The 13,318-nt window shown below is 45.2% G+C and carries 9 protein-coding genes and 2 tRNA genes; 5 read left to right on the forward strand and 6 right to left on the reverse strand.

Annotated elements, in window-relative coordinates; genetic code table 11:
* Positions 1 to 62 precede the first annotated feature (62 nt).
* From L4D12_RS03715 to L4D12_RS03735, 5 genes are all read left to right on the forward strand, one after another.
* Complete coding sequence (locus L4D12_RS03715; RefSeq protein WP_428446480.1) at positions 63 to 206, forward strand: hypothetical protein; 144 nt, start codon at positions 63 to 65, stop codon at positions 204 to 206.
* Positions 207 to 310: 104 nt separating this feature from the next.
* The gene (locus L4D12_RS03720) at positions 311 to 1,045 is read left to right on the forward strand and encodes a LysE family translocator (RefSeq protein ID WP_428446481.1); all 735 of its coding nucleotides are present in this window, start codon (positions 311 to 313) and stop codon (positions 1,043 to 1,045) included.
* Between the two features lie 176 nt (positions 1,046 to 1,221).
* Positions 1,222 to 4,791: a VWA domain-containing protein gene (locus L4D12_RS03725; RefSeq protein WP_428446482.1), complete on the forward strand. Its 3,570-nt coding sequence runs from the start codon at positions 1,222 to 1,224 to the stop codon at positions 4,789 to 4,791.
* An 18-nt stretch (positions 4,792 to 4,809) separates the two neighbouring features.
* Positions 4,810 to 5,265 carry a hypothetical protein gene (locus tag L4D12_RS03730; RefSeq protein ID WP_428446483.1) on the forward strand — a complete coding sequence of 152 codons (456 nt, stop codon included), beginning with the start codon at positions 4,810 to 4,812 and terminating at the stop codon, positions 5,263 to 5,265.
* A 66-nt stretch (positions 5,266 to 5,331) separates the two neighbouring features.
* Positions 5,332 to 5,850, forward strand: a complete 519-nt coding sequence (locus L4D12_RS03735; RefSeq protein WP_428446484.1) for a hypothetical protein — start codon at positions 5,332 to 5,334, stop codon at positions 5,848 to 5,850.
* Positions 5,851 to 5,890: 40 nt separating this feature from the next.
* On the opposite strand, the gene L4D12_RS03740 is transcribed toward L4D12_RS03735, so the two are convergent.
* The 6 genes from L4D12_RS03740 to L4D12_RS03765 all read right to left on the reverse strand — a co-directional run bounded on the left by L4D12_RS03740 (position 5,891) and on the right by L4D12_RS03765 (position 13,271).
* Positions 5,891 to 5,964: transfer RNA gene (locus L4D12_RS03740), tRNA-Cys, on the reverse strand.
* A gap of 73 nt (positions 5,965 to 6,037) precedes the next feature.
* Positions 6,038 to 6,111 (reverse strand) — tRNA-Cys (locus tag L4D12_RS03745).
* Between the two features lie 276 nt (positions 6,112 to 6,387).
* Complete coding sequence (nspC, locus tag L4D12_RS03750; protein ID WP_428446485.1) at positions 6,388 to 7,521, reverse strand: carboxynorspermidine decarboxylase; 1,134 nt, start codon at positions 7,519 to 7,521, stop codon at positions 6,388 to 6,390.
* A gap of 171 nt (positions 7,522 to 7,692) precedes the next feature.
* The gene (locus L4D12_RS03755) at positions 7,693 to 8,937 is read right to left on the reverse strand and encodes a carboxynorspermidine synthase (RefSeq protein ID WP_428446486.1); all 1,245 of its coding nucleotides are present in this window, start codon (positions 8,935 to 8,937) and stop codon (positions 7,693 to 7,695) included.
* 117 nt (positions 8,938 to 9,054) lie between these two features.
* Positions 9,055 to 11,949 (reverse strand): pyridoxal phosphate-dependent class III aminotransferase, encoded by a 2,895-nt coding sequence (locus tag L4D12_RS03760; protein WP_428446487.1) that lies wholly within the window; start codon positions 11,947 to 11,949, stop codon positions 9,055 to 9,057.
* An 854-nt stretch (positions 11,950 to 12,803) separates the two neighbouring features.
* Positions 12,804 to 13,271, reverse strand: coding sequence for a DUF6795 domain-containing protein (locus L4D12_RS03765; RefSeq protein WP_428446488.1), 468 nt, complete (start codon positions 13,269 to 13,271; stop codon positions 12,804 to 12,806).
* Between the last annotated feature and the right edge of the window lie 47 nt (positions 13,272 to 13,318).

The raw sequence follows: 13,318 nt of genomic DNA on the forward strand, positions 1-13,318 counted from the left end.
ATACCGAAAACTGAATCCTTAGGGATTCAGTTTTCCTTACGACAACAACCACGAGGTGTTCAATGTCGAAGAAAAATAGAGAAATGGCGCTATGCCCTTATGCTGCTATCTGGGGCTGCCCTAAGTGCCCAGTAAAGCGGATCTGTCCGGGTAAAACGACAATTGGCGATCAACCCATTAAGACAAAACAACCACCACAACAGTAACAGACGCACCGTCATTCCGTGTGACAACACTCTACAGAAGGCTATCCCTTCAGGCCTTCTGTTCCCCCCAAATGCCCCTTTGTCTCACCTAAGCAACTATACACGTGTGGCACATCATTTCCTTTCCTGTCTATGCTTATACTCAAGCGATCTCAAGATGCGATACTGGTTTCACCATGAGTGTCGTGCCATTTGATCAAGACGCAACAGTGTTCATGGGGAGAATGGTAATGGAAGTCATGAAAGCTGTAGTATTCGGACTTATTTTATCGTTAACGGTAGGACCCGTTGCCATTTTAGTGCTCAATAATGGTATCCATCACGGCTATGCTTCTGCGATCAGAAGTGCAATTGGCGCCGCATTTGCAGACTATTGCTATGCCTTAATCTGTTTCAGTGCCGGTGCACTATTGATCGGTAAAATGATGAACTATCACTATCAGATCATCTTACTGTCTTCATGGGTACTTATTTTCATCGGCTTTTACATGATGTATAGCGCTCTCAAAAACACCCGATTACTGGCGAGAGCACATCAACCCTGTCAAAAGCTTAATTTTCGATCGGCCTTCACTCTCACTATAGCCAACCCTGTTGCCATCATTGCCCTTTCAGCTTTTATTGGTCACTCAGAAAAACCATTAAATATCCCTTTTGCCTTCCAGTTGGCAGGGGCTGTGTTTGTAGGCAGCTTAATCATTCAATGCATACTGGCGGTTACCGGTTCAGTGTTAAAAGATGACAACGACACCGTTACCTTTCCTTTTTATCTGCAACTTTGTGGGGGCTTGGCCATTTGCCTTTTCGGAGTCAATAATTTCGTAGAATTAGTCAGTTAACTCCCCGTTGAAACCTAGCATCGGTCACAAAATACACCCCGGTAGCATTTCATTTCAATTTCTGCCTCGAAATACCTCCAGAAATAAAACCATACCTAAGCAGTTAACTATCAAAATAAATTAATAAACACATAATCTACGCAGTTAATTAATCCATTCTAGACAAAGGAATGCCTGTGAAGATTGCCTATTTGTTACCGCTCTCGCTCGCTTTAACGTCCACTGCTTATGGACAAGAAGAGCAGCTAAGTGCGCAATATATCAATGCTGTTAATAAAGACCTTGCAGAGTTCAATCGTTCAAAAATCGCAAAATCCATGGATTTCAGCACGCTGAAACAAGTGGCCCTTAAAGAAATTGATAGCACTGCGTTCCCTGTAATTAGTGGCTTTTTTAGCGCCCGTGATGGCCGTGGTAATCATATTTCAGGACTCAATGAACGAGACGTCAAGCTCAGTATTAATCACCCTTCATTATCTAATACTCTGGATCCCGTTGATCTTCTTATTAATGAAATAGGCACAACCTCATCCAAAGCAGATATCGCTTTCGTCATTGATTCTACGGGCTCAATGTCCGGCGAGATCAGTACAGTCATCAATAACGTCATGACCTTTGTTGACGCACTAAAAGCTGCCGATATCGACTATCGACTCGCGGGTTTCTCATTTGGCGATGAAGTGCCTTATCGCGATAAAATTAATTTCACCGATGATGCTAACTCCTTTAAAAACTGGGTAAGTTCACTTTCCGCCGATGGCGGTCGTGACAAGCCAGAGAACCCACTTGATTCCCTTATTTCTGCAGGCACGGAGCTAAGCTGGCGAGCTGATTCTCAGCAAATTATTATGCTCATTACCGATGCACCAGCCCACGTTGCTAATGACGGCGGTAATAGTGACACAACGGCGACTTTCTCTCTCGCAGCACTCTCAACCCAAGATCAAACGGTCTTTTATTCTTCGCCTGAAACGCAATATGCCGCTCTTGGTGACAGTTTGAGCTGGCCCTTTGACCAAGATGTTTTATTATCACAGCTCAGTGAAGAAGTAAGCGATAACTATCAATTTAGCTATACCGATCCTGTTGGGCTTAGTGATGGGCTGACACGCCAGTTAACCATTCAGTCAGCAAGCGATATTACTGTCCGAGATCAAGCCCCCTACACACCCGATCTCAGCACGGCCCAGTTCACGCTGACCGTTAAAAATAACGACCCTGAACCAAGAAGTATCGCTGGTGCACAGATTACCACCACGGATGGTGAAGGCATCACAAAAACCTATATTACTGATACTAATGGCCATGCCGAACTTGAACTTGGCGCGAATAAAAGCTATAGCATTCAGGCCGTATTGACCGGGTTCTACGCCCCGCAGTATATCAATGTCACAACACTACAGGATGAAAGTGGCGAAATATCACTTAGTGGTGACCCCCTAACTTTCAACCTCTCTCTCATTACTGTGTCGGCATTAAAAGCCAGCGTTCAGAAAAAACTCAAGCAAATCAAAATATTTGATCCAGCAAGTATCAGTGATGCAGCTTTCGCCGATGAGGTCACACTGGCGCAAAATTGGATTGTCGAGATCCCTGACGAGGCAGCAGAAGACGGCAGCGGCCCTTCAGACGCACAGCAAGAAGGGCTCAAGCGTATGGATATCGCGACGGAAGCCCTGCACAAAACCAATCAGTATATTGAAAATGATATCAAAACTGTTGGTAGCAGCATTTCAAAAATTGTTGTGACATTCCTCGACCTCAATGGCACCTTCAGCAAGCTACAGGAACAACTGCGTACTATCGCCGCTAGACTTGACCCTGATGCTCCTGATTGGGCGGTGGTCCGCTGGACTTACAAGCAAACAAAAGCATTGCTAGAAAGTACGGCGACAGGACTTGGTGAACTCACCACTAACCTCAGTAATCTTCTGCTTGATGTGATAAAGATGAACCTCGAAGAGCAACACCATGGTTTACTTGTTCCGCTGAAGAATTTACTCGCGGTTGCTTCCGCCAATCCAAACTTGCCATTAATTGAAAATATGGCGCAGAAAATGGCCCTTGAAGTACTGCTGCCTATCTATACAGCCGACGTTGATACGACATTTGGCAAATCTGTTGCGGTGCATTCTGCTATCACTACGTCTCAAACAGCGGCGGTTCTAGCGACTCAGCTTAATGTGGCCAACAGCACCATGAATACTATGCTCCAACAGGCTGAAGTGGTTAAGTCAAGCTTAGCGAACAACAGTAAAATTGGTGATATTATCGGTGCGATTGGTGGTGTTGTCGGCTCAATCGATTCAACCCTTGATGTACTACCATCATCCATCAATAATACCATCCCCGCGTTAGCGGCAGTAAAACGTACGCTTGATGCCCTTGATAAAGGCCTTAAGGTGGGTGACATTGGTATTTCTGTCGCAAACTCGGCCATCGCATCATCACACTTCCTTGTACTTGATAGTCAAGTGGTCAATGTGATCCAAACCACCTCAGGTGGTGCAACGTCCCCTGTCAGTCCGTTTTCGCTATCAAGGTCAACACTGGATCAAGCCCAATACCATATCAACCGTCTAAATAGCGCTTCAAGACAATCATCTAACGATCTCAGTATTGTTTTTAATAGCGCCAATGGCTTACTTAAGGAAGGAAAAGTCAGCGAGTTCTTTGACTATTACCTAGCCACCTTACTGCCAACCATGGAAAGCTATACTCATGGGCTAGAACGGCAAGTAGCCATGATCACTGCTGCCGATCAAGAACGTACCTATAAACCTGTAAACTGGGATGCATTAAGAACCAATGCGCTGACCTCTGCCATTGAGTTCAAACTGCTTTCAGCCAGTACCCAAATCGGGATTAGCTCAGCACTGCTTGAGTTAAGCGTTGCATCCCCTGCACAAGAAACCAAAATTTCAGGAAAAATAACGCAATTATTGGCTAAGTGGGAAAACCAGAACATATTGCTCAGCGCTAACATTGCACAAGCCACACGCTCTGCAAACAGTTTTGTTTACTATACCGCCCTCGCAGGTATCCGTAATATCGTCGTACAGCCGATTGACGATGCTCGTGATACCTATTCTGTACAAGTGACCATTCAAAATATTGGCGAAGCCCCTATCGACTACCTCACGCCAGAGATAAACGTTGAAACGCTGACTGTCATTGATGAAATACCCGATAGCAGTGGCGGCGACTATGCGCCGGGTGAACAGTATACCCATACTTTCATTGTAGAAAGCACCACCGGGCACAATGATGACAAGCACACCATTGAAGTAACGCTAAACCAAGATGCAAATGGAGACACAATCACAGACAGTAACATTGCCTTTGCTTATATCAACGATAAAGATAGTGACAGTGATGGCATTCCCGATGCAGTCGAAATCAGTTTAAACCTCGACCCGAATGACGCTTCTGATGGTTATATTGACTCTGATAACGATGGCATCACTAACGCCACCGAATATAAACTCGGCTTAGATCCTCTCAATGCTGCGTCAACGGAATCGGGAAAAACTGACTTTGAAATTTATCAGAACCTCTTAATCCCAGGGTCTGGTTTACCAGGTGATGTCAATCAAGATGGTATTGTCAACAATCAAGATTACGACCTACTTATCACCCACTACGGCATTGAGATCCAACAGCAACCACAACTGAGTTACGGAGATTTCAACCGCAACAACAAAATTGACCTGTTCGATATTAATATATTGAAAAAATCACTGTAACCAAAGGAGTAAATCACAATGAAAAAGCAATGTATCTTATTCCTGGCGCTGGCTTTAACGGCTTGTGGTGGTGATAATTCAAGTGACGATAGTTCAGGCGGTAAACATAACGCATATACAAGCAAGCAGCTTGGGCCTGTTATGAACGACAACACAGCACGCGTTGCCATCATCGCCGATGCGGGAGCTGAAGACACAGCGGTTATCAGTGCTCGTCCTGAGGTTACTTTTAACCAATCAACCGGTGAACTCACTATCCGTAATGGTAATGGCATCCGTCATGCAGAAGCGACGTTCTTACTCAGTAACGGACAAGCCGTCACTGCAAAAAGCTGTGGTTTCCTTGAAACTAAAGAGCAAAACAGTACCGGATGTATGCTGGCAGTCAGTGGGGCGAATCTAAGCTCGATTTACCTCAGCGAAATTCAGCTGTTTGATCGAGATGGAAACCTAGTGAGCGCCTCCATTCTATAATGGAGCATGGATGAGAGGGGAAATCATGATTTCCCCTCCTTTTTTTACTCATGGACGCGCTACGCTATGAAACATCGCATTCTAATATTGGCTGTTACTGCTGTGAGTATCAGCCTGTATTTCGCCCTATCTCCCAAAACGATTCCCCTCGCATCATCATTACTGCCAGCCAGAATAGTTTTTTCAGCCCCAATGAAAGATCCATTAATTGTTGATAACGACATCATGGTGATACAAGATGGCCAAGATTATCTCACCCTGAATCAGCAGCAGGCAGATAACCTTCTGACACTCATCACTGAATTTGACCATTGGCTGACATCATGTAGTTCGACACCTCAACCGCCATCGAAGACATCACATACGGCACATTCTCTGAACATTGAAAATACACACCAAATTGTCAGTTATGATGTATCAACGGTCAGTGATGGCGTTGTGCACCTCACTACACGTAACCAAGTGAAAGCGACAACCCTAAGCAAGGTCACCAACAAATATTACACCTGTCCCGTCAATGGGGATCTGAACAAAACGCTTAGTGAGATAAAGTCACTCTTCGAGTTGGAGAGGGCTAGCTTGTAGATATGAAAAAAGCCTGACATTTCTGCCAGGCTTTCAAAGATGGAGGCGCGTCCCGGAGTCGAACCGAGGTACACGGATTTGCAATCCGCTGCATAGCCACTCTGCCAACGCGCCATTTAGCATTTTCTGCTAACACACCTGAGTATCAAGTATGGCTGTTTGATACTAACAACACTTCATTAAGAAATGGAGGCGCGTCCCGGAGTCGAACCGAGGTACACGGATTTGCAATCCGCTGCATAGCCACTCTGCCAACGCGCCATATCTTGGTGTGTATTTTGTTGCTTACCGTTTTCAGCAGGTCATCCCGCTGCGGTATGGGGTGTAATTTACCGATTTAAAAAAATCAGTCAACCATTAATCGTCACATTCAGTTTAACTGGTTACTTTGCAGCAAATCGTATCAAAAAGCCACCCAATACTGCTCAGTCAATCGCCAGATAAATATGCCGTCTTCAAGCAAAGGGCATAAAAAAGAGGAGCCAGTGCTCCCCTCTTACCATCATGGCTCTCTAATTTGTCGCTAAAAGACGAAACTTACGCGATTGACCAACGCGACAGAGAACGTTTAAAGTCTTCATAGCCAAATTCATTCAGCGTCTGGATCTCACCATTGATACGCTCACAATAAACAGATGGCATCTTCAGACCATTAAACCAGTTCAGCTTCACCATGGTGTAACCCGCACTGTCAAGAATGTGTAGACGCTGACCAATCTGTAACGGCTCATCAAACTGTGTCACGCAGAATTGATCACCCGCTAAGCATGAGCAGCTACCGATAATGTATTGGTGCGCCCCCGTTTCACTCGCTTCTGCGATTGCTGCGGGCTCATTGTAGATCAAAGTATCCAGACGGTGCGCTTCTGTAGCACTGTCAACGATAGCGGTCTTCATACCATTTTCAACAACATCCACCACGGTAACGACTAAATCTGCTGTTTTAGTAATGATCGCTTCGCCGGGTTCTAGGTAAAGCTGTACGCCGTGCTTCTCTGAAAACGCTTTCAAGGCCGCAGCCAGTTTTTCAATCTCGTAACCCGGCCAGGTAAAGAATACACCACCACCTAGGCTCACCCAGTCAAGCTTGTCTAAGTGTGTACCAAACTGCTCTGAAATTGCATTTAACAGGTTAATAAATGCATCTGCGTCTTTGTTCTCACAGTTCATGTGGAACATCGCACCATTGATAGAATCAAACACCTGCGGATCAATGTGATCAGCTTGCACACCTAGACGAGAAAACTGGCGCGCAGGGTTAGCCAGATCTTGGCCTGCGTAGCTCACACCGGGGTTAATACGAAGACCAATCGATGCTTTACCTTCAATTAGGTGACGATGAGCGGCTAGCTGAGATTGTGAGTTGAAGATCATCTTGTCGCAGATGTCAGCCACTTCCAGTACATCTTCTTCGCTGTAACCCACACTGTACGCATGCGTTTCACCACCAAAGGTTTCGTAACCCAGTTTTACTTCGAACGGACCACTACTGGTGGTGCCATCAAGGTATGGCTTGATGATGTCAAACACACCCCACGTTGAAAAGCATTTCAGCGCCAGTACCAGCTTCACACCAGACAGCTCTTTCAACTGCTTCGCTTTTTCCAAGTTCGCAATCAACTTATCTTCATTAATCATGAAGTAAGGGGTTTTCAATTGGTTTTTTTGCATTTCGTGCATCACTCTCAAATCGAACAAAGCCGACGCATCCGCATCGGCTAAAATACGTTTCTAATTTTGAATACCATTCGCAGGAATTTGAACCAAGAGCAAGAACAACGCGCGGAGTTTGCTGCTGCAAATGAGCACGATGGCCGCCGCTATTGGTTCAAATAGCCAGAATTATTTCAAAATTTTGATGTCTGGCTGCCCTACCGGTAGTTCCTGAACATGCCAATCCAAGCCAATTTCAGGCATCGTTTCAAGGAACGGATCGGGGTCTAGCTGTTCCATGTTAAACACACCGGCATCAGCCCATTTACCACGGAAATATTGTAGTGCGGCAGTAATTGCTGGCACACCCGTGGTATATGAGATAGCTTGGTGTTCGACATCTTCATACGCAACTTCATGGTCGGCATTGTTATAGATAAAGACACTTCGTTCTTTACCGTCTTTCTTACCTTGCACCCAAGTGCCGATACAGGTTTTACCTGTGTAGCCAGGCGCTAGCGAAGTAGGATCAGGAAGCAATGCTTTTAGTACGTGAAGAGGCTGAACAACGGTGCCATCGTGAAGGGTTAGCGGCTCTGGACTCAGCAGGCCAATATCACGCATGCAGTTAAAGTAGTTGAGGTAACGGTCACCGAACCCCATCCAGAATTCGATACGTTTTGCAGGAATGTATTCTTTCATTGAACGCACTTCATCGTGCGCCATTGAGTACACTTTGTGTGTACCGCATAGAGGGAAATCAAACTCAAGCATACGTGAATGACACGGTACTTGTTTCCACTCTTCATTTTCCCAGTAGAACGAGTCTCCCTGGATTTCCAGCATATTAGTTTCAGGGTCAAAGTTTGTCGCAAACTTTTTACCGTGATCGCCGGCGTTCACATCCATCACATCGATGGTATCAATTTCATCAAACAGGTGTTTTACAGCGTAAGCGGCAAATACGCTCACAACGCCTGGGTCAAAGCCCGCACCCAGAATACCGGTAATACCCGCATCCTTGAATTTTTCACGGTATCCCCACTGCCAGTCATAGGCTTGTGGTACCTGTTGGCCTTCAGAGCACAGATCTACTGCAACAGAAGTATCAAGGTATGACACTTTGGCTTGTAGACAGGCTTCCATGATAGGCATATTTACCCATGGAGGACCCGCATTAATAACCAGATCAGGTTGTACGTCTTTGATCAAGGCTACAAGTGCTTCAATATCGTCTGCATTGACGGCACGTGATTCTAGTTTCTTGGATGGATCCTTTAGGTTGTTCTTACCTTTGATAGAGTCGATGATTTTGTCACACTTATCAAGGGTACGCGATGCGATGGTAATATTTCCCAGTACATCGTTATTTTGAGCAGCTTTATGTGCTACTACCCAACCAACACCACCAGCACCAATCTGTAGAATTGCCATTTCGTCTGTATATTCCTTATATTTATGAGTAAATACCTATACCCAAATTCATCTAATGTTTCATTTGGGTGTAGAAACAGCCGAGCACGCCCGGCTGTTTCTGGTTTTCAATTAACCTTATGCACGCTCAATTTGAGCAGCCAGCTGGCTAATTTCTTGCAGTAGTGATTCAAAATCTGCCAATGTTAGACATGGGTTCAGAATAGTGAATTTCAGTGCAACGTTGCCATCAACCACGGTTTCGCCCATTACAGCGATACCTTTAACCAGCGCATCAAAACGCAGTTTCTTGTTGATTGCGTCCACTGCGGCTTCTTCGTTACTACCCACATAGCGGAATAGTACCGTTGAAAGCGCAGGGTCAGCCAATAGCTCAAAGTCTGAAGACTGGTTGATCATATCAGCAACTTGCTGAGTTTGGTTCAGCAGGTGGTCATACATCGCACCCAGAGCCTGAGGACCAACGCTCTGCATCGTCATCAGTACTTTCAACGCATCAAAACGCTTGGTTGTCGCGATAGACTTGTCAACTAGGTTTGGTAGCAGATCATCTTCACGGTTCAGGTAATCAGCATGATGTAGCAAGAACTTGAAGTTTGCCTTGTCTTTGATCAGCACTGCACCACAGCTAATTGTTTGGAAAAACAACTTGTGGAAATCAACACTGACAGAGTCCGCTTTCTCAATACCTTGCAGACGAGTCTTATGACGGCTAAGAATCAACGCACCGCCGTAGGCACCATCAACGTGGAACCATAGGTTATGCTGCTGAGCAACTTTAGCCAGGCCATTAAGATCATCAATCGCACCATGGTCAGTTGTACCTGCAGTACCCACTAGGGCAAACGGTAGCAAACCTTCCGCTTTCAGCGCGTCAACGGTTTCAATCAGTGAAGCCAGCTTGATAGTACCGTTCGGGTTCGTATCAACGGTCACCACTGCACTTTCACCCAGACCCATCAGCGATGCTGACTTCTGTACGGTGAAGTGTGATTTCTTAGAGCAAAGAATACGCATTTTACCTGCGTACTCAGGCAGACCTTGTTTCTGGATGTTATGGCCAGAAATAGACTCAGCCGCTTTATCACGAGCCAATAGCAAACCCATTAGGTTTGACTGCGTACCACCGCTGGTGAACACACCGTCCGCTTGCTCACCAAGCTGGTACTGCTCACAGACCCAATCAACCACTTTTTGCTCAACAAACGTTGCTGCACTTGACTGATCCCATGAGTCCATAGACTGGTTCAGTGCCGCAATGAATGCTTCTGCTGCAACAGAAGATAGCAATGGTGGTGTATGCAGGTGCGCAATACAACGTGGGTGCTGCACCATGATAGAGTTCTTGGCAATCAACTCACCAGTTTGCTCAATCACACGATCCAATGGCATTTGCTGGTTATCAAGATCAAGGTTATTGATCAATGTTTTCAGCACCTGTGGATCCAACGCTGAGTATGGCGAATCTGTGTTTTCAAACACCGCTTTCATCACACGTGTAGTGTGGTTCAGCGCTGCTTCAAACGTGTCTGCGCCACCTTTGCCAGTGTGAATAAAGTGCTCACGCCATACATCAGACGTGTCACTCGCTGACGACTTTTTTACAGTTGCAGCTCCCGCAGTGACAAGCATCGCTTTCTCTAGGGTTGCTAGCGCAAAGTCAAGTTGCTCAAAGCTAATAATCAACGGTGGAAGGAAGCGCAGAACAGAGCCCTGACGACCGCCTTTTTCAATGATCAGACCACGCTCAAGCGCTGCACGCTGAATAGCCATAGTCAGTGCTGGATCAGCTTCTGGCTCACCAAACTTGTTCTTAGAACCGTCTGGCTTACAGATTTCAATACCTAGCATCAAACCTTTACCGCGAACTTCAGCGATACAGTCAACTTTCTCAGCAATACGCTCTAAGCCTTCACGTAGGTACTGACCCGCATTACGTGCGTGCTCAACCAAGTTATCACGACGGATAATCTCTAGGGCTTTCGCACCCGTCGCCATCGCTAGCTGGTTACCACGGAACGTACCGGTGTGCTCACCTGGACGCCATGTGTCGAATGCTTTATCGAAGATCAACAACGACATTGGCAGACCACCACCAACGGCTTTAGACAGACATAGTACATCTGGTGTAATGCCTGCTTCTTCGAACGCAAAGTTGAAACCTGTTTTGCCAATGCCACACTGAATTTCATCAAAAATCAGTACGATACCGTGTTCTTTGGTGATACGACGCAGTTCACGTAGCCAGAACACAGGTGCAGGAATAACGCCGCCCTCACCTTGTACAGGCTCAACGATAATAGCAGCAGGTTTCTGCACACCACTTTCGTCATCGTTCAGCATACGCTCAATGTAACGGATGCTCTGCTTAGCGCCTTCTTCACCGTGAAGACCAAACGGACAGCGTAGGCTGTATGGGAACGGCAAGAATTGCACGTCAGCCATCAGACCAGTACGGCGCGCTTTAGTATTCAGGTTACCCATCATTGCCATCGTACCATTGGTCATACCGTGGTATGCACCGTGGAACGCAGCCATCGTATTACGGCCAGTACACTGCTTCGCAAGCTTAATCGCCGCTTCGACAGCATCTGCGCCTGATGGACCACAGAATTGAATTTTTGCATTTTTAGCAAATTCAGCAGGCAAGAAGTTCATCACTTCTTTGATGAATTTGTCTTTCACTGGCGTGGTGATATCAAGCGTCTGGTAAGGTAGACCCGCATTTAGCTGATCAATAATTGCTTGATTGATTTCAGGGTGGTTATAGCCCATCGCCAAGGTACCGGCGCCGGCTAGGCAGTCCAAAAATAACTGGCCACGGCTGTCTTCGACCAAAACACCTGACGCCTTAGCAATTGCTAGCGGCAGGCGACGCGGATACGAACGCACTTCTGACTCATAATGCTCTTGGCTAAGCAATAACTCATCAGGCGTTAGATCATACACACCCTGTACAACAGGGACATTCGAACCGAGTTTTAGCTCATCAAGGTCAAACACATTACTCATGTTTTATTCCATCTCATCACATCGCACCCACATAACATGCACGTTTCTTTCACCTAATGCTTGATGCATCAACGACATACGAAAACCACTACTCTCTGCCTACGGCGTGAGAAGTCTAATGTCTGGCTAGGGAAAATGTGTTCAGTACGGCGCAAATTGCATCTATCTTTCGATGCATTGACTATAAACTGCCGAAAACGCTAATTGCACTCGGCGTGACCGTTTAACAGACTGAAAGGCATCCTATTCATTGCCTGACGACAAGAAATAGCAACGTACAATCAGTGCGTTAACAAAACAAATTGTGATCAGAACGATCAAGGCTCAGTAATAATACTGCAGTTAGGTAAGACAAAGCTGATTAAATTTGATATTGCAAATGCTTTCACTGTTGGGTTCCTTCAATATGCCCTGCCCTATCGTTGGCAGACTAGCGCTATTAATGCCCTTCTACTGGTTCGTTGAACTTGCCAGTACCTACAGCGTACCAAGATGCAATCAGCCTGAAATACGTCTTGCTACAGTATGTCTCAGTCAAAATGACCCCCTGAGATTGCGCAGAAAAATAACACATCACTCAGGTGTCTGCCAGCATTTTTTGATGTAATTTTCACACTTAAATCGTGCCACATTTCATCACACAAACAAATCGTCGGACAGGTAGGATTAATCGAGGAACAATAAGAAACTAGTTTAATACATGGTCGTGAAGGAAATTATAGAAGATCGTATTACTAGCACCGGCAAATTTACGCATTTTGGAAAAATGTTTGTCCCCGTATGAGGCACAATCTTGAATCTATTAAAAAGCAAGAACACGGCCTGTAGAGGCAATGTCAGTGATCACATCACCATCATTCTTCTTCCTGATTAAATTTTTCTTCATAACCTTTCAGATGGCATATCCCATATATCCAATATGGTGAGCCACCTTTTTTCTCATTTTCAAAACTGTACGCATATTTAGCTTCATCTAAATCACATTCCAGACTTGCTAAATTTTCCACAATAAAAGGTTTAGGGGTAAGTGTACCAATATAAGATGCCCATAGTTGTTTCTCTATGCCATTAAGCTTTGTAAACAACCTAATTGCAACCAAATTAGTATTAAGTGCCCATGGTTTAGTCCAGCGATGAAGGGTCACCTCTTTAAAATGAAAATGACCATTTTTATCCGTTATAGCATCATAAGTAAAATGACTACCTTCATATGCAACATCTAGTATTATTTTTAGATTGGGATATGCCTCCCCGACCTGATGAACAACACCATTAATATCAGGACATATTTTATAAGAATGTGGCTTTAAAAAATTCAACATCTCGCTTTGACTATAAAATGATAAGAATAAAAAGCTTAAGTACACAA

Source organism: Photobacterium nomapromontoriensis (assembly GCF_050336815.1).
Lineage (GTDB): Bacteria > Pseudomonadota > Gammaproteobacteria > Enterobacterales > Vibrionaceae > Photobacterium > Photobacterium nomapromontoriensis.